This window comes from Streptomyces sp. SCSIO ZS0520 (assembly GCF_025643355.1).
GTDB classification, from domain to species: Bacteria; Actinomycetota; Actinomycetes; order Streptomycetales; family Streptomycetaceae; genus Streptomyces; species Streptomyces physcomitrii.
In genome coordinates this window covers 1,373,515-1,392,815 of sequence record NZ_CP092644.1, presented here as the reverse complement: position 1 = coordinate 1,392,815, position 19,301 = coordinate 1,373,515, and the positions used below count along the sequence as shown (strand labels likewise).

Annotated in this window: 20 protein-coding genes; 7 read left to right on the top strand and 13 right to left on the bottom strand. The window is 74.3% G+C overall.

Going from position 1 to position 19,301, the window contains the following annotated elements:
* Positions 1-16: 16 nt before the first annotated feature.
* The 11 genes from ssuE to MID12_RS04605 all read right to left on the bottom strand — a co-directional run bounded on the left by ssuE (position 17) and on the right by MID12_RS04605 (position 11,162).
* Positions 17-571: an NADPH-dependent FMN reductase gene (gene ssuE / locus MID12_RS04655; protein ID WP_263165046.1), complete on the bottom strand. Its 555-nt coding sequence runs from the start codon at positions 569-571 to the stop codon at positions 17-19.
* A gap of 135 nt (positions 572-706) precedes the next feature.
* Entirely contained in the window at positions 707-1,510 is an 804-nt protein-coding gene (locus tag MID12_RS04650; RefSeq protein WP_263165045.1) for an alpha/beta hydrolase, read from the bottom strand.
* Entirely contained in the window at positions 1,507-2,562 is a 1,056-nt protein-coding gene (locus MID12_RS04645) for an LLM class flavin-dependent oxidoreductase (protein ID WP_263165044.1), read from the bottom strand. Before MID12_RS04645 ends, MID12_RS04650 begins: the two co-directional genes overlap by 4 nt.
* A gap of 10 nt (positions 2,563-2,572) precedes the next feature.
* Positions 2,573-3,913: an LLM class flavin-dependent oxidoreductase gene (locus tag MID12_RS04640; RefSeq protein WP_263165043.1), complete on the bottom strand. Its 1,341-nt coding sequence runs from the start codon at positions 3,911-3,913 to the stop codon at positions 2,573-2,575.
* A 66-nt stretch (positions 3,914-3,979) separates the two neighbouring features.
* Positions 3,980-4,840, bottom strand: coding sequence for an ABC transporter ATP-binding protein (locus MID12_RS04635; protein WP_263165042.1), 861 nt, complete (start codon positions 4,838-4,840; stop codon positions 3,980-3,982).
* On the bottom strand, positions 4,837-5,781 hold the full coding sequence (locus tag MID12_RS04630; RefSeq protein ID WP_263165041.1) for an ABC transporter ATP-binding protein: 945 nt from the start codon (positions 5,779-5,781) through the stop codon (positions 4,837-4,839). The genes MID12_RS04635 and MID12_RS04630 overlap by 4 nt, the downstream gene beginning before the upstream one ends.
* Entirely contained in the window at positions 5,778-6,656 is an 879-nt protein-coding gene (locus MID12_RS04625) for an ABC transporter permease (protein ID WP_263165040.1), read from the bottom strand. The genes MID12_RS04630 and MID12_RS04625 overlap by 4 nt, the downstream gene beginning before the upstream one ends.
* A gap of 2 nt (positions 6,657-6,658) precedes the next feature.
* Positions 6,659-7,708, bottom strand: coding sequence for an ABC transporter permease (locus MID12_RS04620; protein ID WP_411577045.1), 1,050 nt, complete (start codon positions 7,706-7,708; stop codon positions 6,659-6,661).
* Positions 7,709-7,809: 101 nt separating this feature from the next.
* A complete protein-coding gene (locus MID12_RS04615; RefSeq protein ID WP_040246859.1) occupies positions 7,810-9,360 on the bottom strand; it encodes an ABC transporter substrate-binding protein in 1,551 nt (516 codons plus the stop codon).
* Positions 9,361-9,792: 432 nt separating this feature from the next.
* Positions 9,793-10,737 carry a DsbA family protein gene (locus MID12_RS04610; RefSeq protein ID WP_263165038.1) on the bottom strand — a complete coding sequence of 315 codons (945 nt, stop codon included), beginning with the start codon at positions 10,735-10,737 and terminating at the stop codon, positions 9,793-9,795.
* Positions 10,734-11,162 carry an RrF2 family transcriptional regulator gene (locus tag MID12_RS04605; protein WP_040256287.1) on the bottom strand — a complete coding sequence of 143 codons (429 nt, stop codon included), beginning with the start codon at positions 11,160-11,162 and terminating at the stop codon, positions 10,734-10,736. Before MID12_RS04605 ends, MID12_RS04610 begins: the two co-directional genes overlap by 4 nt.
* A gap of 140 nt (positions 11,163-11,302) precedes the next feature.
* On the opposite strand from MID12_RS04605, the gene MID12_RS04600 reads away from it, so the two are divergent.
* The gene (locus MID12_RS04600) at positions 11,303-11,815 is read left to right on the top strand and encodes a cupin domain-containing protein (protein ID WP_040246854.1); all 513 of its coding nucleotides are present in this window, start codon (positions 11,303-11,305) and stop codon (positions 11,813-11,815) included.
* 156 nt (positions 11,816-11,971) lie between these two features.
* On the opposite strand, the gene MID12_RS04595 is transcribed toward MID12_RS04600, so the two are convergent.
* Positions 11,972-12,436, bottom strand: a complete 465-nt coding sequence (locus MID12_RS04595; protein ID WP_040246852.1) for a MarR family winged helix-turn-helix transcriptional regulator — start codon at positions 12,434-12,436, stop codon at positions 11,972-11,974.
* Positions 12,437-12,567: 131 nt separating this feature from the next.
* Between MID12_RS04595 and MID12_RS04590 the strand changes: the two genes are divergently transcribed.
* Positions 12,568-13,305, top strand: a complete 738-nt coding sequence (locus MID12_RS04590) for an SDR family oxidoreductase (RefSeq protein WP_263165037.1) — start codon at positions 12,568-12,570, stop codon at positions 13,303-13,305.
* Positions 13,306-13,501: 196 nt separating this feature from the next.
* Here the strand turns inward: MID12_RS04590 and MID12_RS04585 are convergent, their stop codons facing one another.
* A complete protein-coding gene (locus MID12_RS04585) occupies positions 13,502-14,053 on the bottom strand; it encodes a CGNR zinc finger domain-containing protein (RefSeq protein ID WP_263165036.1) in 552 nt (183 codons plus the stop codon).
* Positions 14,054-14,169: 116 nt separating this feature from the next.
* On the opposite strand from MID12_RS04585, the gene MID12_RS04580 reads away from it, so the two are divergent.
* From MID12_RS04580 to MID12_RS04560, 5 genes are all read left to right on the top strand, one after another.
* A complete protein-coding gene (locus tag MID12_RS04580; protein WP_263165035.1) occupies positions 14,170-15,117 on the top strand; it encodes an alpha/beta fold hydrolase in 948 nt (315 codons plus the stop codon).
* A 530-nt stretch (positions 15,118-15,647) separates the two neighbouring features.
* The gene (locus MID12_RS04575; RefSeq protein ID WP_040246847.1) at positions 15,648-16,181 is read left to right on the top strand and encodes an EF-hand domain-containing protein; all 534 of its coding nucleotides are present in this window, start codon (positions 15,648-15,650) and stop codon (positions 16,179-16,181) included.
* Between the two features lie 13 nt (positions 16,182-16,194).
* Positions 16,195-17,508 carry an isocitrate/isopropylmalate family dehydrogenase gene (locus tag MID12_RS04570; RefSeq protein ID WP_263165034.1) on the top strand — a complete coding sequence of 438 codons (1,314 nt, stop codon included), beginning with the start codon at positions 16,195-16,197 and terminating at the stop codon, positions 17,506-17,508.
* Complete coding sequence (locus tag MID12_RS04565) at positions 17,505-18,305, top strand: cysteine hydrolase family protein (protein ID WP_263165033.1); 801 nt, start codon at positions 17,505-17,507, stop codon at positions 18,303-18,305. The genes MID12_RS04570 and MID12_RS04565 overlap by 4 nt, the downstream gene beginning before the upstream one ends.
* Entirely contained in the window at positions 18,302-19,219 is a 918-nt protein-coding gene (locus MID12_RS04560) for an SAM-dependent methyltransferase (protein WP_263172862.1), read from the top strand. Before MID12_RS04565 ends, MID12_RS04560 begins: the two co-directional genes overlap by 4 nt.
* Positions 19,220-19,301 lie beyond the last annotated feature (82 nt).

Genomic DNA, 19,301 nt, shown 5'->3' with positions numbered 1-19,301 from the left:
CGCGGCCCCGCCCCCGTCAGCCGCCGGCCAGGACGGTGGTCCCCGCGCCCAGCGCCCCGGCGAACTGGTCGGTGACGCGGCCGAGTTGGGCGGCGGCCTCGGGGGCTATCCGCAGGTGGCCGGTGTCGTCGACGGCCAGGTCGCGGTCCAGGGTGAACCAGCCCTGGACGATGTGCGCGGCGCCCATCGAGCTGAGCACCGGGCGCAGCGCGTAGTCGATCGCCAGGACGTGGGCGGTGCTGCCGCCGGTGGCCAGCGGGAGCACGGTCTTGCCCTCCAGCGCGTACTGCGGCAGGAGGTCGAGCAGTGCCTTGAGGAGTCCCGAGTAGGCGGCCTTGTAGACCGGGGTGCCGATGATCACGCCGTCGGCGCGGGCGAAGAGCGCCGCCGCCTCGACGAGTGCGGGGTGCCCGAAGTCGGCGCCGAGCAGCGCCTCGGGCGGCAGGGTGCGGACGTCCAGCGGGATCACCTCGTGGCCCTGCGCGGCGAGCCTGCTGTCCAGGTGGCGGAGCAGGCGGGCGGTGCGGGAGGTGGCGGAGGGGCTGCCGGAGACGGACAGGACGACGGCCATGTGGGGCCTTCCGGTTCGGGGCGGGATACGGCTCGGGTCGTGCGAAGCGGTACGACTCTGGTTGTTCGGGGCGGGTAAGGCTCTCGGGTCGTTCGGGGCGGGTGCGGTTCCGGGAGTTCGGGGCCGGGGTGCGGTTCACCAGGTGCTGGACTCGACCGCGACGAGCGGTACGAGTCCGTTGCGCAGGGTTTCCAGGAAGGTGACGATCTCGGCGGCGACGGCGCGGTGCTGGAGGTCGTTGAGCACGTCGTGGTGGGCGCCGCGGACCACCGCGAGGCGGGCGCGGGAGAGGGACGCGGCGGTGCGGGCGAGCGCGGCGGGGTCTCCCAGAGGGTCGGCGTCGCCGGTCAGGAGCAGCGCCGGGACGCCCGGATCACCCTCGTAGGCGGCGCTCAGCAGAGCTGCCGGGACCGGGCTGTCGAGGGCGCCTCGGTGGACACCCGCGTCGTCGGTGAGCCGCCCGCGGTGGGTGGGGCAGGCGGTGCGCACCTCCAGTTCGGCGTCCCAGTCGTGCGCGGTGGCGGGGGCCGCGGCGGTGCCGGGCGCGGGCAGACCGGCGAGGACCACGCCGTCCGGGCGGGCGGCTGCGGGCAGTTCGGGACCGGCGAGCAGGGCGGCGAGGGCGGCGGCTCCGGTGTCGGCGCCGAGCAGGACGAGCGGGCGTGCGGGGCTCGCCCGCGCCTCCTCGGCCGCGTCGCCGGCGGCGCCGATCCCGGCGAGGGCTTCGCTGAGCCGGGTGCCGAGGCGGGCGGGGGCGGTGGCCCAGCCGTCCGGGTCGGTGGCGGGTGCGTCGAGGACGCGGACCCGCCAGGCGTCGGCGCCGAGGCGGCGGCCGAGCCGGTCGTAGGTGGCACGGGTCTCGCCCCGGCCGGGGACGATCAGGACGGTGCCGCGGACGAGCAGGCCCTCGGGGGTGGGGTGGTCGGTGTACGCGCTCATGCCGGGGCTCCTGCCGGTGTGGGGGTGGGGTCGGGGGCGGGCCGCCAGCCGAGGGCGGGAGCGACCTCGGTCGCGAGCAGCTCCAGGGCCCGCAGGGCGGCGTCGTGGCCGGGGACGGCCGGGTTGAACTGGGCGATGAGGTCGGTGGCCAGCGGCAGCACCCGCTCGCCCGCCAGCGCGGCGACGATGTCCTCGGGAGCCCCGTAGAAGCAGTGGAAGCGGCGCAGTGCCTCCGCGGTGTCCAGACCGCGGGGGAAGGTGCCGCGCTCCGCCATCCGCAACGCCGCCTGGTGCACGTCCTGTGCGATGCGGTCCAGGGCGGTGCGCCGGTCGGCGGCCGGGAAGACGAAGCGGGAGAGCCCGATCCGCGGCGGGTGCGGCTGCCGCCAGGCGGCGAGGTAGGCCTGTGCCCAGGGCCGCTGGACCTCGTCGGTGGGCTCGTCGAAGCCGTACGCGGCCCGGTTGAGCAGGAGTTGGGAGCCGGCCCCGGCGGCGTGCTCCGCGCCGCGGGCACTGAAGACGCCCTGCCAGATCCGCCCGGCGAAGTCGCCGGGCGCGGGCTGGACACGGAAGCCGGTGGCGCCGCTCTCGCGTCCGGCCAGGGCGTCCCGGAGCACGGCCAGGTGCTCGGTGGTCACCTCGCGGCGGCGCACCGGGTCCGCGGCGAGTTCGGGCCGCCCGAAGGCCGCGTACTCGTCCGGGTGGGAGCCGCTGCCGACGCCGAGTTCGGCCCGGCCGCCGCTGAGTGTGTCCACGGTGGCCACGTCCTCGGCGAGCCGGAGCGGGTCCTCCAGCGGCAGTACGGTGATCGCCGTCCCGAGCCGGATGCGGCGGGTGAGGGCGGCCGCGTGGGCGAGGAAGGTCCAGGGCGAGGAGAGGCCGCCGCCGCCGAGCGGCACATGGTGCTGGGCGACCCAGCCGGTGTCGAAGCCGAGTTCGTCGGCGGCGACGAACAGCTCCTGGGCCTGCCGGTAGGTGCGGGCGGGGTCCTCGTCGCGGCCCTGGACATGGGTGAGGAAGCCGAGCCGCAGGCGCGGGGCGGGCGGGGTCACGGCCACCGCCTCAGCCCTGTGCGGCGCGGCGGGCGGCGGTGTGGCGGTTCTCCGGCACCGGCAGGCTGAGGTTGCCGCGCAGGGTGTCGGCCTCGTACTCGGTGCGGAACAGGCCGCGTTCCTGGAGCAGCGGGACCACGCCGTCCACGAAGAGGTCCAGCTCCTCGAAGGTGCGGAAGGCGAGGTTGATGCCGTCGAAGGTGCCGGCGGCGAACCACTTCTCGATGGTCTCGGCGACCGTGGCGGGCGCGCCGACGAACGGTGAGCGCCTGAACTCCGAGGCGGAGGCGACGACTTGGCGCAGGGTCAGGTTCTCGGTGCGGGCCCGCTCGATGATCTTCGCGGCGGCGGTCCTGCCGCCCTTCTCGGCGAGGTGGGCGATGTCGGGGAAGGGCGCGTCCAGGTCGTGCCCGGTGAAGTCGTAGGCGCCGAAGGAGCGGCCGAGCAGGGCGAGGCTGCGCTCCAGGTCGTTGTCCTCCTCGAAGATCTCCCGCTCCCGGAGGCGGGCGGCCTCGTCGGTGGCGGCGACCACCGGGCCGCCGTTGATGAAGATCTTGATGTGCTCGGGGTCCCTGCCGTGGGCGGCGGTACGGCGCTTGATGTCCGCGTAGTACTCCTGGGCCTGGGCGAGCGAGCCGCCCGGCGCGTAGATGCCCTCGGCGACCCGGGCGGCCAGGTCGCGGCCCTCCTCGGAGACACCGGCCTGGAAGATGACCGGCTGGCCCTGCGGGGAGCGGGAGAGGTTGAGGGGGCCCGCCACCTTGAAGTGCTCGCCGCGGTGCTCCAGGGCGTGCAGCTTGTCCGGGTCGAGGAAGAGGCCGCGCTCGGGGTCGGCGGGGAAGGCGTCGTCCTCGTAGGAGTCCCACAGTCCGCGGACCACCTCGACGGACTCCAGGGCGCGGCCGTAGCGGGTGGTGTAGTCGAGGTGCTCGTCCAGGCCGTAGTTGCGGGCGGTGCCGGTGTCGAAGCTGGTGACCACGTTCCAGCCGGCCCGGCCGCCGCTGATGTGGTCCAGCGAGGCGAAGCGGCGGGCCAGGTTGAAGGGGGAGTTGTAGGTGGAGCTCGCGGTGCCGACCAGGCCGAGGTGGCGGGTGCGGACGGCGACCGCGGAGAGCAGGGTGAGCGGTTCCAGGCGGTTGAGGTAGTGCGGCGGGTAGGTGGCGTTGATGAACTGGCTGTCCACGATGAACAGGGCGTCGAACAGGGCGTGTTCGGCGGCCTCGGCCTGCCGGAGGTAGTAGCCGATGTCGATGCTGGCGTCCTTGGCGACCCGGGGGTCCTTCCACAGGCCGTGCTGGCCGGGGCCGCCGACTCCGTACGGGTGCAGGGCGAGATGCAGCTTGCGGGACATGGCGGGGTCTCTCTTCCGTGAGGGCGGGGCGCGGGCGGTTCGCCCCCGGGAACGGCGGTTCGGGTGTCAGGCGTCGAGCAGGGCGCGGAGCTTCGCGCGGGCGGCACGGTCGGCGGGGGCGCCGCGCAGGGTGGGCGCGGAGCCGACGAGCAGGCGGGTGTAGGGGTGGACGGGGCGGCGGACCAGGTCCCGGGCGGGGCCGGTCTCGACGAGTGCGCCCCGGTGGAGGACGGCGATCCGGTCGGCGACCCCGGCCACCGAGCCGAGGTCGTGCGAGATGAAGACCAGGGAGGTGCCCGAGGCGCGCAGCTCCCGCAGGATCTCCAGGACGCCGACGCGGTTGGCCGAGTCCAGGGCGCTGACCGGTTCGTCCAGGAGCACCAGGCGGGGTTCGGTGACCAGGGCGCGGGCCACCGCGACCCGCTGGCGCTGGCCGCCGGAGAGCGCACCGGGCAGCCGGTCGAGCAGGTCCGCCTCCAGCCGGACCCGGGGCAGGAAGGCCCGGGCCCGCTCGGCCGCCTCGGCGCGCGGCACCCCGCGCACGAGGAGCGGTTCGGCCAGCGACTGGCCGATCGTCAGATCCGGGTCGAGGCTGCGCAGCGGGTCCTGGAAGACGTAGCCGACCAGGCCGCTCCTTCGCAGCGCGCGCCAGCGGCGGCGGTCGTACCCGGTGACGTCCTCGCCGTCGATCAGGACCGAGCCCGCGGTGGGCCGGACCAGTCCGAGTACGGCACGGGCCAGGGTGGACTTGCCGGAGCCGGTCTCCCCGATCAGGCCCAGGGTCTCGCCGGGCGCGACGCTCAGCGAGACCCGGCGCAGCACCTGGCGGCGCCGTCCGCGCAGGCCGTGGTGGACGTCGAGGCCGCTGACCGCGAGCACCGGGGCGGCGGGTCCGGCGGGTCCGGCGGGTTCGGCGGGGGTGCTCACAGGACCTTCTCCTCGTCGTCGTCCCGGGCGGGGGCCCCGGCGTCCGCCGGGTCCTCCGGTCCGAGCAGGCGTTCCAGGCCGTACTGTTCGTGCTCGCTCAGCAGCAGCCGGGTGTACGGGTGCCGCGGGCGGTGCAGGACCTCCTGGACGGGGCCCTGCTCCACCACCTCGCCTCGGCGCATCACCAGGACCTCGTCGCAGAGCTGGGCGACCACGGCGAGGTCGTGCGAGACGACCACCAGGGCGAGGCCGGTCTCCTCGCGCAGGTCGGCGAGGAGGTCGAGGATCTCGGCCTGCACGGTGACGTCCAGGGCGGTGGTCGCCTCGTCGGCGATGAGCAGGCGGGGCCCGGCGGCGAGCGCGGTGGCGATCAGGATGCGCTGGAGCATGCCGCCGGACAGCTCGTGCGGGTACTGCCCGGCGACCAGCCGGGGCTCGCGCAGCTGGACCTGGCGGAGCAGTTCCGGCACCCGGCGCCGGGCCTCGCGGCGGGTCAGCCCGCGCTTGACCCGCAGCACCTCGGCGATCTGCCGGCCCACCGGGAGCGAGGGGTTGAGGTAGGAGGCCGGGTCCTGGAAGACGGCGCCGAGGGTGGTGCCGCGCAGTGCGGTCCACCGGGCCGGGGTGAAGCCGGCGATGTCGCTGCCGTCGATCTCGATCCGGCCGCCGGAGACCGCGAAGTGCGGCGGCAGGATGCCGAGGGCGGCGCGGCAGGTCAGCGTCTTGCCGCTGCCGGACTCGCCCACGATGCCGACCGTACGGCCCGCCGCGAGCGTGAAGCCGATGCCGTGCACGAGTTCGCGGCCGGTGGCCCGGTCGGTGATCCGTACGCCGTCCAGGGCGAGGACGGGCGGGGCCGGATCGGGGGCCCTGTACGGCTCCGGTTCCGTCGCGGGGGCCGGGGCGGCCTCCGGGGCCGACCGGCGGGAGAGGGTGGTCATCGGGCACCTCCGGCGGGGGCGGCGGGGGTCTTGCCGGGCGGGGCGGGACGGCGTGCCACGGCGTGTCCGGCCTCGCCGGAGACGTCGCGGATCGCGTCGGCGAGCAGGTTGGCGGCCAGGACGGTGCCGGTGATGAGCAGCGCCGGGGGCACCGGGGACCAGGGCTGGTGGCCCAGGTAGCCGAGGTCGGAGGCGAGCAGGCCGCCCCAGGTCGGTTCGGGCGGCTGGACGCCGATGCCGAGGAAGGTGAGGCTGGAGACGATGACGAAGCCGGTGCCGAGGGTCTGCGCGAGCGCGATGGCCAGCGGCGGCAGCACCTTGGTCCAGACATGGCGGCGCACGATCCAGCCCAGCGAGGCACCGGAGAGCAACGCGGCCTCGACGTAGGGGGAGCGGGCGACCGCGAGGGTGGCGGCCCGGGAGACCCGGTAGAAGAGCGGCGAGACGAGGACTCCGGTGACCAGCATGGCCTGGGTCAGGCCGTTGCCGAGCAGCGCGATCACGGCGACCGCGAAGAGCAGGAACGGCAGCGCGACCAGGGTGTCGGTGAGCCGGAGCGTGACCCACTCGAAGACCCGGCCCAGGTACACCGAGAGGATGCCGGGGACGGCGCCCGTCACCAGCGCGGTGAGGGTGACCTCCAGGGCGCCGAGGACGCTGACCCGGGAGCCGTCCAGGAGGCGGCTGAACACGTCCCGGCCGAGGTAGTCGGTGCCCAGCCAGTGGGCGCCGGACGGGTCGGCCAGGGTGTTCCCGCTCTGGGCGAGCGGGTCCTGCGGGGCGAGCAGCGGCCCGAGCAGGGCGAGCAGCGCGACCAGGGCGAGGACGATCAGGGCCGAGCGGCCCGAGGCGAGGGACCAGAGGCGGCGGCGCACGGTCACACCCCCCGCTGGGAGGCCGGGGTGAGGCGGGCGAGCACGAGGTTGACCACCAGGTTGAAGGAGACGACCAGGGCGATGGAGACCACCAGGACGCCCTGGACGGCGGGGACGTCGCCGCTCTGCGCGGAGTCGTTGGCGAAGCGCCCGAAGCCCTGGAGCCCGAAGATCCACTCGGTGACGACCGAGGCGCCGACCAGGGCGGGGAACTTCAGGCCGAGGGTGGCGAGCGCGGGGCCGAGGGCATTGCGCAGTACGTGGCCGAAGAAGATCCGCCGCGGGCCGAGGCCCCGTACCAGCGCGCCGGTCACGTAGTTCTCGCGGTAGGCGGCGATCAGGCCGGAGCGCAGCTGGCGGGCCACGTCGGCGACCACGTCGAAGCTGAGCGCGAGGGCGGGCAGGATCAGATGGGAGAGCCAGGGGCCGAAACCGCCCTCGGCGAGCGGGACATAGCCCGCCGAGGGGAAGAGGCCGAGGCCGACGGCGAAGACGGTGACCAGGACGATGCCGACCACGAAGGCGGGCATCACCGAGAACACGGTGACGAAGCCGGTGACGCCGCGGTCGAGCAGGCTGCGCGGCTTCAGCGCGGCGAGGGTGCCGAGCAGGAAGCCGAGGACGCCGCCGAGCAGCAGGGCCAGGAAGGCGATGGAGAGGCTGACCCCGAGGCCGAGGCCGATCAGGGTGGAGATGTCGGCGCCGTTGGACCAGCTCCGGCCGAGCTGACCGTGCAGCACGCCGGTGATCCAGTCCCCGTACTGGGTCAAGAAGGGCCGGTCCAGGCCCCATTCGGCCTCCACCCGGGCGATGGCCTCCGGGGTGGCCTCCTCGCCGAGTTGGAGCCGGGCCGGGCTGAGCCCGCTGAGCGAGCGCAGGGCGAAGGTGACGAAGGTGGCCACCAGGAAGACGGGGACGAAGACGGCGACGGTACGGGCGAGGACCGCCGCGAGCCGGCCGAGCGCGCGGCGGGTGCGGGGGCCCGCCCCGGTCCGGGGCGGCGGATGGTCGCCGCTGTCCGGCGCGGTGGCCGCCGGGAGGTCCGCGGGGATCGGTGCGGTGAGGCTCTTCGGCACGGGAGGCCTCCTCTCTGCGAGAAGCGGGACGACGGTGAACAGGGCGGTAGGCGGCGGGAGTTGAGGGGACCCCTCGGTCAGTTGCCGCCGATGGTCACGCCGGTCCAGTTCAGGTGAGCGGGGTTCTTCGGCAGAGCGGAGATCTGGCTGCTCTTGGCGAAGAGGTTCGGCGAGGAGTACGTGAAGACCAGCGCCTTGGTGTCCAGCCCGGCCCGGGTGGCGGCCCGCAGCTTCGCGGCGTACCGCGGGTCGTCGATGGGGGTGCGGCGGGCCTCGGCGACCGCCCGCGGGAAGCCCGAAGGCTGGTAGGGCGAGCTGAGGTTGAGCGGTCCGTCCGGGCCGAAGTGGGCGGTGAGGGTCTGCACCGCGGAGTCGCGTCCGGTGGTGGAGTAGAGCGAGAAGGCGAGATCCTTGGCGAAGAACGGCGTCGCCCAGTTCTTGTCGATCTTGATGGTGACCTTGATGCCGACCTCGGCCAGCTGGGACTGCACGATCTCGGCGGCCGGGTCCTCGGCCGGGATGACGAGCTTGAGCTTGAGTTCGCCGGGCTCGTACCCGGCCTCGGCGAGCAGCTTGCGCGAGGCGGCGGGGTCGTACGGGTACTTCTCGGCGGAGCCCGGGTCGTAGGCGATGTAGCCGGGCGGGAAGGGCTGGTCGGTGGACTTGCCGTAGCCGAAGGTCAGTTTGTCGACGAACTCCTTGCGGTTGACGGCGTACCGGACCGCGTCCACCACCTTGTCGTCGTCGAAGGGCGCTTTGTTGACGTTGAGGCTGATGTTGGCGGCGTTGTAGCCGGGCTGCACGAAGACGTCGAGCCCGGCCTTCTTGGCCTCCCCGGCCTGCCGGGGGTCGATGTCGGCGAAGTTGTAGACGCCGGTGCGCAGTCCGGAGACCACGGTGGAGGCGTCCGGGGCCGAGGTCAGCTCGACCTTGTCGATGTGGATGTTCTTCGCGTCCCAGTAGTCCGGGTTCTTCTTCAGCACCGCCTTGGTGCCGGGGATGACCTGGGTGACGGTGAAGGGGCCCGCGCCGACCGGGTTCTGGTCCAGCGCGGCGGGCTTCTCCGCGGCCTTGGGGCTGGCGATCTGGAGCACCCGCTCGCCGAGCAACTGCGGTATCTGGTAGTCGACCTGGGTCAGGTGCACCACCGCGTCCTGGCCCTTGGCCTCCACCGACCTGATCGAGGTGAGGTCGCCGAAGAGCGCGGAGTTCTTCTGCTTCTTGGCGCGTTCGACGGCGGCCTTGACGGCCGCGGCGTCCACGGGCTCGCCGTCGCTGAACTTCAGCCCGGAGCGCACCCGGAAGGTCACCTGGTCGCCCTTGGCGTTGTACTTCCAGCTCTCGGCGAGGTCCGGGACCGCGTCGCCCTTCTCGTTCACCCGGGTCAGCGAGGCGTAGGTGAGGGCGAGCGCGCGGAACTGGGCGCCGCTGCCGCCGACCACCGGGTCCCAGTGAGCGGGGAAGGAGGAAGTCGCCCACTTGAGGGTGGAGTTCTGGGCGGCGGAGGAGGAGTCCCCGCCGCAGGCGGTGAGCGAGGGCACGAGCAGTGCGGCCAGGGCGGCGCCGAGGGCGGTGGCGCGGGCCGCGGGGCGCAGGGGACGGCGGCGGGGCGTGACGGGTCCAGGCATGGTGGCGGGAGCTTTCTGTGACGGACCGGGCCGCGAAGGGGACACGGCGGCAGAGCGGGTGCCACCGCTCAAGCCGCGGCCGGGGCACGGGTGGTACGCGCCGGGGCGTGCGGCAGGACTCCGGTACGGGGGACCTCGCGGGAGGACCTCGTCCGGGGAACGGGGCGACGGTTCGGCAACCCCTGGGACACGGGGCGCGGAAGGACGGACCGGGGCGGTCCGGGAAGCGGGCGTCGGCCGCCGGGGCGGCGTGGACGGTCGGTCAGCGACAGAGGGCGCTGGAGGTGCGCCGCAGGTCCACGTAGCGGCACTCCACACCGGGATGGGTCGGGTGCATGCCGCATATCCTGCGGGCGGCCCTCCCCGCTGTCAATGGACACCTATGGGTGTCTCATTGCTCGGGATGCGCGAGGCCGTCGCCTTTCCCGCAGCTCACAGGTGCGGGCCGGGCTCCGGGGCGAATCCGGGCCGGGCCGCGGCCTCCGAGGGGTGCAGCCAGAGCGGGCCGCCCGCGGTCTCCTGGCGGACCGCGTCCGGCGGCGGCCAGGACCCGGTCGTCAGCACCGCCGCCTCCGGTCCGGTGAGGGTGGCGAAGCGGGCCAGCGCGGCGGCGGGGGCGAGCGGGGCGGGCGCGGCGAGCGGTTCCGGGCAGAGGCTCGCGACGGCCGCCGCGTACTCCGCCCAGCCGCGCCGCCCGGGAACCGCCCGGTACCGGTCGCCGCTGCGGAAGAGCAAGGTGGGCAGGGCGTACCGCAGTTCGCCGTCCGGGGTCTCCTTGGCGGCGCCCGGGTGCGGCGAGCCGTCGGCGGCCTCGCGCACCTCGGGCACCGGACGGCGGGCCTCGGCCCGGTCGGCGGCGACCCGGGCGCGCACCGCGGGCGAGGCCGCGTCGGCGGCGAGCCGGTCGGCGTCCAGGCCGGGGACGCCGCGGGCGGCGGCGAGCGCCGACTCCGGGGTGTCGGCCGGGACGCCGAGCACGAAGACCGTCTCACGCAGCCGCCGCAGCACCCGCTCGGCCACCTGGGGGCCCTGGAGTTCGGCCGCCGCGGCGGTCTGCGAGGCGGGCCAGGAGCTGGCCGCCACCCGGCGCAGCCGGTCCGCGCGGGGCGCCCCGGTGTGCGCGGCGATCTCCGCGACGTAACCCTCGTACCAGGCGGTCTCGGCGGCCGGGTCGGGGGCCGGCTCCTCGTCCTCGTCGAAGAGGATCGCGTAGGCGCGTCGCCAGCGGGCGCGCCCCGCGAGCCCGGCGCGCAGCTGCCGGAAGACCGGCTCGGAGCCCCAGGACCAGGGGCACAACGGGTCGGTGTACTCGACGACTTCGAGCGCTGTTGCCCCGTCGGGCGCGGGGCCGGCGGACGGTTCGGCGGCTTCGTTCACGCGACCCCGCTCCGGGTCTCGGCGGCGCCCTCGGGCAGCAGCGCCGCGAGGGTCACGCCGCCGAGGACGGCCGCGGCACCGGCCTCCACCCGGCGCCAGATCCCGGGCAGGCCGCGGGCGGCGCCCGGGTAGTCGAGGCCGGCCGGGGTCTCACCGCGCAGGGTGAGCACCTCGCCGTCCACCGCACGCACCACATCGAGCAGGGAGATCTCCTCGGCCGGGCGGCCGAGCCAGTAGCCGCCCTCGCAGCCGCGCTGGCTGCGCACCAGACCGGCCCGGCGCAACTCGCCGACCACGGACTTCAGGAAGCGGAACGGGATCTCCTGCGAGGAGGCGATGGCCTCACAGGTCAACGGGCGGTCCGGAGCACCGGCTATCTCGAGGAGAGCGCGCGTGGCGTAGTCCGCCTTCGCGGAGATATGCATGCGCCCCATGATGCCGCAGCCGGGGCGGCGGCGGAGGTTTCTCCATGCGGTCCACTCCTTCATTGCGGCAGGATTGCCGCAGGTGAACCGTAATGGACACCTCTTGACATCCTTTTCCGGACGGTTCTAGCGTCCTCGCCATGAGCGAGTCCCTGACGAACCCGGGCGAAGGCTTCCATCCGCATCTGCACGAGCCGCCCGGCGGGACGGGACCGGTGGCGCCGCTGCGCGCCCGGCTGCACCACATCCGCGCCGACGCCCTGGACGGCGACACCGCGCAGACCGGCGGCATGCGCCGGTTCGCCGCGGTCAGCGGGAGCACGGTGGGCTCGGAGAAGCTGTGGATGGGCCAGACCCACGTGGCCCCGGCGACGGCCTCCTCCAACCACCACCACGGAGCCTCCGAGACCGCCATCTACGTGGTGAGCGGGCACCCGGAGTTCGTCTTCCTCGACGACAGCGGCACCGAGCCCGAGGAGATCCGGCTGCGGACCGGACCGGGGGACTACATCTTCGTACCGCCCTTCGTCCCGCATCGCGAGGAGAACCCGGACCCGGGGACCGAGGCCGTGGTGGTCATCGCCCGCAGCACCCAGGAGGCCATCGTGGTCAACCTCCCCGAGCTGTACGCGCTTCCCTCCGACCCGGGCTGAGGCTCCGTCCGCCACGGCGTACGGGGACGGTCCTCGACCGGACGCCGCCCGTGCGCCGACCGGAGCGCGAGTGCCGGAACTTGGTCAGGACACCGCAGACCCACCGGCCGCCGGGGTCGGGTACCCGCCCGCGCCGCCGGTCGCCGAAGACGCCGCCTAGGCGGATCGGTCGCCCTTGTGGTCCGGGCCGCGGCGCCGGGCGATGAGCTCGTCCTCGATGCGCCGGAGGGTGGCGTTGACGATCTCGATCGCGGCGGGGTCGTCGACGATGCCCCGGAGGGTCTGCTCCCAGTTGTCGTGGAGGTAGCCCAGATTCCGGCGGGCCTTCTCCGTGGGATACAGGCGCACGCCGCGGGCGCTGCGCTCGTCCACGACGCGGTCCACCAGATCCCTTTTCTCCAGGCCCCGCAGTACGCGGCTGAAGTTGCTCGACGGGAGCAGCGTCGCCTCGGAGGCGGCACGGGCGGAGGTGCCGGGGTTGCGGTGGACGAACCGCATGACGCTGATCTCGATCGGTGTGCACGGCTCGAACTCAGGGTCGGTCGGGGGGCGCAGCTGCCGCCCCACGGCGAAGACCAGGTCGGCCAGCTCGGGGAGACCGGAGGCTTCGGCATCGCTCATACCGTGACGGCGCCTTTCCTGTTACGCGATAGCTATCGTGTGATAGTTTCGAAGTGGAGTGTACGGGGCGCCCTGACGCCCTTGTCCTTGCTTCCGGGGAGTCTCCCCGGCCCACAGAGGAGGAACCGTTCATGGATGTCGACGGAGCCGTAGTGCTGGTGACCGGAGCGTCGTCGGGTATCGGGGCCGCCACCGCGCGAGCCGCCTCCCTGGCCGGCGCGCGCGTGGTGCTCCTCGCGCGACGCGAGGAGCGTATCCGGCGCCTCGCCGGGGAACTCGGCGAGGCGGTGGCCCTGGCCGTGCCGTGCGATGTGACGGACCGGGCGCAGGTGGAGGCGGCCGTACGGGCCGCGGTCGAGAAGTTCGGGCGTATCGACGTCCTGGTGAACAACGCGGGCCAGGGGCTGCAGGCCACCGTCGATGCCATCGACCCCGACGATTTCCGGGCGCTGCTCGAACTCAACCTCCTCGCCCCTCTGGTCGTCATGCAGGCGGTCCTCCCGGCGATGCGTGAGCAGGGGAGCGGGGCCGTCGTCAATGTCAGCTCCGGCATCACCTGGTCGACGCTGCCCGGGTCCGGTGCGTACGCCGCCTCCAAGGCGGCTCTGCAGAAGCTCTCGGCCATCGCCCGCGCCGAACTCGCGGACTCCGGCATCACCGTGTCGCTGATGTTCCCCTCGATCACCGAGACCGAGTTCGTCGGGACGGTCCGCGGCAGCGTCGAGGACGCGCGGCGGATGGAGGCCTCCAGCGGGCTGCGGCCGCAGTCGCCCGAGGGCGTCGCCGAGGCGATCCTCGCCCTGATCGGGAGCGGCGCCGAACAGGCGGACCTGGTCCCGGCGGAGTACGGCGGCACGTTCAAGGGCTGACTCACCGGGAACCGGGACTCGGAGTCGTCCCGCCGCAAGCCGTGGGTCCACGGCCGACTCCGCCGCACGCCTCCGCACGCCACCCCCGGCTCCCCGTCGAGCGGCCCCGGGGATGAGGGCTCGTGGGGGCGGTCGTCGAGGGATGCGGTCGTCGATCCGATGAAGCGGACACCCGTGAGCGCGGCCCTGTGCGACGTCACCGCTCGTGCCGCACGCGCATGGCGTCCTTCTTGGCCCGGTTGCCGCAGGTGCCCATCGAGCACCAGCGGCGGGACCGGCCGCGGGTGGTGTCGAGGAATACCGCCACGCAGCCGCTCCCCGCGCAGACCTTGACCGTGCCGGCCCTGACACCGCCGAGGGTGTCGACCGCGTCGCCGGCCAGCACCGCCAGAGCGGACCGCGCCGGCGATGCGCCCGGGAAGCGCCAGGCGGCGCCGGTGCCGTCGAGCACGCGGAAGGCGTCGTTGCGGCCGGCCCAGGCGTTGATGCGGTCCCGGTCCGCCTCGGCGGGCGGGGCCGCGTCCGCGACGGCCCGGGCCGCACGGTAGATCGCCTCCCGGAGTTCCCGCGCCTCCCGCAGCAACTCCTCGTCCACCTTCGGCAGTTGCTCGCCAAGCCCCGCGGCGAGGAGCCACTGGGCGAGGTCCGGCGGACGCAGCAGGGACTCCTTCGGCCTCGCGGCGGCTCGTGCCGTCGCGGTCTTGGTGAAGCGAAGACACAGGGGCTGCGTCTCGGCATCCGCGCCCATCCCACTCCCTTGCTGCCGCATCCTCCGACCGCCATCGGAACCACACTAGCCGGTTCAGCCGGGCTCTGTTACGTTGCGAACCGGCTCAGGTGGTTCACTACTCCCCGGAGGAAACCATGACCCTTGTCCCGGCAGCGCCCGTGACCGGCTTCGGTACCGTCGCCGCGGTGCCCGACCTGCCGAGCGGCTTCGGCGAACGGTTCCGGAGCAACCGCTACGACCTGGGCGACCTCTCCCTGCACGCCGTCACGGGCGGCTCGGGTCCCGCCGTCCTGCTGGTGGGCGGCTGGCCGCAGTTCTGGTGGCAGTGGCGCAAGGTGATGCTCCCGCTCGCGGAGCACTTCACGGTGATCGCGGTCGACCCCCGCGGAGTCGGCCGCTCCGACCTGCCCGAGACGGGCTACGACAGCGCCACGGCGGCAGGGGACCTGGCCCGGCTCATGACCGCGCTGGGCCACGACCGCTTCCGGCTGGTCGGTCACGACGTCGGCATGATGCTGGCCTACGCCCTGGCCGCCGACCATCCCTCGCGCGTTACCCGACTCGTGCTGGCGGAGGCCGCCCTTCCCGGTATCTCGGACGACCCGAGCGCCATCCCGCCGACCACCCTCGCGGCCGAAGCCACCTGGCACTTCATGTTCAACCGGCTGCCTTCCGTCAACGAAGAACTCGTCGAGGGGCGCGAAGACCTCTTCTACGGCGGCCAGTTCGCCGCGAAGGGCGCCACCCCCGACGCGATGCCGTCGGATGCCGTCGCTGTCTACGTCGAGGCGCTCCGGCGCCCCGGCGCGCTCCATGCCAGCTTCCAGTACTACCGCGCCCTGGACGTGACGATCGCCCAGAACCAGGCGCGCCTACGCACCCCCCTGACGATGCCCGTACTGGCGGTCGGGGGCGCGGCCTTCCGGGGAGCCGCCGTCGCCCGGGATGTGCGACGCGTCGCCAGGGACGTACGGGAGCTCGTGATCGAGGGATGCGGGCACTACGTCCCCGAGGAGGCGCCCGAGGTCTTCACCTCGGCGCTCCTGTCGTTCTTCGCGCCCACGGCCCCGGCGCGGGCCTGACGCTCGCCCGACCGGCAGCTCCGCGAGGGCGGGCCTCCCGCGAGGGCGGGACTCCCGCAAGGGGAGGCGAGGACGCATCACCTCGGCTGTGTGGCGCTCCTCGCACCCGCCGGATCCGATGACGGCCGAGCGTCCGGCGCGCAGCGAGGGCACGCCGTCGCCGATCCGCGCGGCTGTCACCTGAAGCCGCCGGGCTTCCACCCGGCGGGCCCACGGACCATCCGCGGAGCGCAGCCACGGCGAGGCTGTCGTCCGGCCGAGCACCCGACGGCAGAGCGACAGCTCCGTACCCGGTGCTCTCCCGCCCCCGGCCCGGCACACACCCCCTGCACGTCCGGCCGTGAACGCGCCCGGAAACAAGGCAAGTTGCGCCTTTCCGGTGAACCCCGGGGGCCGCTCGTATCGGTGGCGGGTGCGGGGGCAGTGATTCCGGGCCGGGCGACGTCCGGCGGTACGGGGCGGGGTCGCCGGGCGGGTGTCCGGACCGGGCGTCGCCCTCGGACCACAGGTGTACGAGAGGTGTAGACGTCATGCGCGCAGAGGCCACGCAGCGGGTCCGGCTCGTCTTCTCCCTGCTGGACGCGGACGGCAACGGGGTGCTGGAGGCCCAGGACTTCACATCGATGGGAGAGCGCGTCGCAGCGGCGGTACCGGGCGCGGACGGGGAGGCGATGGCGCGGCTGCGCACCGCCTTCGCGCGGTACTGGACCACACTGGTCACGGAGTTGGACGCGGACGCCGACGGCCGGGTCAGCTTCGAGGAGTACACGGCGTGTGTGCTCTCGCCCGAGCGCTTCGACGCGACGGTGACCGAATTCGCCTGGGCGCTCGCCGAGTTGGGCGACCAGGACGGGGACGGACTCGTCGAACGCGGGCCGTTCGCCGCCCTGATGGCCGCCATCGGCTTCTCCGAGGACAACACCCGGGCGCTGTACGAGGCGTTCGGGCCGGACGCCGAGGACCGTGTCCCGGTGCGCGTCTGGGCGGAGGGGATCAGGGACTACTACGCGCCGGACAAGGCGGGCATCCCCGGGGACCGGCTGGTCACCGGCTCCGCGGTCTGACGGGGGCGGCCGCATGAGCAGCGGGAGCGGTGCCGGGCATGTCGTCGGCCTGGCGGTCGGGCGGGGCACGGGTGCCGAAGTCGCCGGGATCTTCGGGCAGTTCGTGGACCGGTTCGCGGAGCTGTACGGCAGGAACATCCGGGTGGAGCGCGCCTCGCGTACGTACGACTCGTATGTCTCCCTCGCCCGCGAGTGCGCGGGCATCGAGGAGATCCGGCACCGCACCCGCGAGGACGCCGAGCACTACGAGCGGTTCCTCCGCGAGCGGGCCGCGGCGGGGACGCCCGTCGTCTTCCGGACGGCGATCAACGCCCAGACCCTCTACCTCGTCCGGCAGCGGCTGCGCGCGGTCAAGGAGGACGTCCTCGACGCCGGGGGGGCCCGGCTGCTCCTGGTGCGCGACCAGGCGCAGGGCTTCTACACCGGCGAGAACGAGCACAGCCCCGGACGGGTGCGCCGGGTCACGGAGTTCAGCCGGGAGACCACCGAGCAGGTCCTGCACCACGCGGTGCGCCGGGCCCGTCAGGTGTGGCCGGGGGAGGGGGCCGCGCGGATCGTCATGGCGTACAAGTTCCACCTCCTCGACGGTGCCCTCGACCGCTGGGTCAGCGACTTCGGGGAGCAACACGGCGTCGACGTACGGGTGTTCCAGCCGGACACGGTGAACCGCAACCTGATCGCCCACGGCCCGGAGGACCGCACGGTCCTGGTGGCGGGCAACGAGTGGGGCGACATCATGCATGTCGTCCTGCTCGACAGATTCGGTGCCGGACGGCAGGAGGAGCACTGCACCCGCAACGTCCATCTCCACCGGGATGTCGAGGGGTTGGTCGAGTACCAGACGGTGCACGGCTCGGCGGACGACCTGGAGGGCCTTGACCTGGTCAACCCGCTGGCCACGGTACGGGCCGCCGCCGCGGTCGCGGAGGGGTACGCGGAGTGCGGCGGCGCGGTGGCGGCGGCGGAACGGGCCCTCGCCGCCGTGGCACGGGCGGGCGTGCGGACACCGGATCTCGGCGGCCGGCACTCCAGCGGCGCCGTCGTCTCGGCACTGCTCGACGCACTGGCGGCGGAGCCCGCCCCGGTCGCCTCCGGCCGCCCGGCCGCTTCTGTCGGCTCCGGTTCTCCGGCCGCTTCGGCCGACCCCGGATCTCCGGCGGTCGGCGGCAGCCCGGCGTCCTCCCCGGCGGACTCCGGCGCACCCGCCGCCGTTCCCGCCGCGGCTTCGGGAGCAACGGGCGGCGTTCCGGCTCCGGCTTCCGGGGCAACGGCCGCCGCTCCGGCCGCAGTTGTCCCCGCCGCCCCGGCCCCGGTCTCCGGGTCGTGACGGCGTCCGCGCCCGCCGCCCGCGGGACGGCGCTGGTCGTGGTCGACGTCCAGAACGACTTCTGTGCCGGGCCGCTCGCGGCCTCCCGGTATCCGGGGGACCCGGGCCGCCTCGCGGAGGTCGTCGCGAACACCGCCCGGGCCGTCGCGGCGGCCCGGGCCCGCGGCACCGAGGTCGTGCTGGTCCGCTTCCTCGGGGACCCGCGGTACCAGGGGGCCGCCTGGCGCCGCCGGGACGCGGCGCGGGGCAAGCCGCCCAAGTGCCTGGCGGGCACCTGGGGTGCCGAGTTCACCGCCCCGCTCCGACCGGCGCCCGGTGAGGCGGTGTTCACCAAGCACGCGAGCTTCGACGCCTTCCTGGCACAGGGCCCGGAGCCGGGCGGCGGAGTCGAGGGCGCCGAAGTACCCGTGACCGCACGGGGGTTGGAGCGGTACCTCACCCAACGCGGCATCTCCCACCTGGCCTTCGCGGGCCTCTTCGCCGATGTCTGCGTGGACAGCACGGCCAGGACGGCCTTCCAGAAGGGCTTCCACATCACCGTCCTCAGCGACTGCACGACCGCCCTGCACACCTCCGACGAGCAGATCCTCACCTTCATGCGCCGCCTCTACGGCGCCCGCGTCACCACCCACGACCACCCGTCCCTGTGGGCACGGCATCCCGAGGAGGAACCATGGACCGAGCCACCGGCCACCTCAGCGCCACCACCGGCCGCTCCGGCTCCGATGCCGGGGAGCCCGCCGCCGCGACAGGCCGTTCCGGTTCCGGGGAACTCACCACCCCCACCGGCCGGTTGAGCCCCGGAGAACTCCCCGCCACCACCGGCCGACTCACCGGTGTCGACTCCGGCGTCGGGCTGACCGCGCTCCTGGTCGCCGCCGCGCGGGCCATCGAGACGGAACGTCCCGACGCCCTGGCCCGGGACGAGTACGCCGCGCACTTCGTCCGCGCGGTCGGGGCCTGCGCGGGCTGGCCCGTCCACCCCGACCAGGTGCCGGACGGCGAGGCCGACCCGCTGTGGGGCAGGCTCGCCCGCTACTTCGGGCTCCGGACCCGGGTCTTCGACGACCACCTGCTGCGCGCCGCGGACCGCGGCACCCGCCAGGTGGTCCTGCTCGGCGCCGGGCTCGACACCCGCGCCCTGCGGCTGCCGTGGCCGGGCGACTGCACGGTCTACGAACTGGACCAGGACGCCGTGCTCGCCTTCAAGCGCCGCACCCTGGCGGACGCGGCCCCCGCCGAACGCCCTCGGGCCCGCCGCGTCGCCGTCCCCGTCGATCTGCGCCAGGACTGGGCCCCCTCGCTGACCGCGGCGGGCTTCGACCCGGGGCGCCCGACGGCCTGGCTGGCGGAGGGGCTGCTGCTCTACCTGCCCGCCGCCGCCGAACGCCGCCTGATCGCCGCGGTCGACGCGCTCAGCGCCCCCGGCAGCTCCCTGGCGTACGAGGTCAAGCTGGGGGTCGAGTCCGCCGCCGTCCGCGCGGCCCCCGTCTACCGGGCGGCCCGTACCCGTATCGGCGTGGACCTGCTCGCCCTCTTCGATCCGCAGCCGCGCCCCGACTCCGCCGCCGACCTGGCCGCCCGCGGCTGGCTGCCGGGGGTCCGCACGCCGTTCGACTTCAGCCGCCACCTGGGCCGCGGCCCGCTCCCCGAGCCCGAGGACGCGCTGGCCGCCAACCGCTGGGTCTTCGCCACCCGTCCACCCCGCTGAGGGGACCGCCGGCCACTGTCACGATCCGGGGCCCTCGACGCACTCCCTCTTGTGACCGCGGGCGACAGCGCACCACGGACGG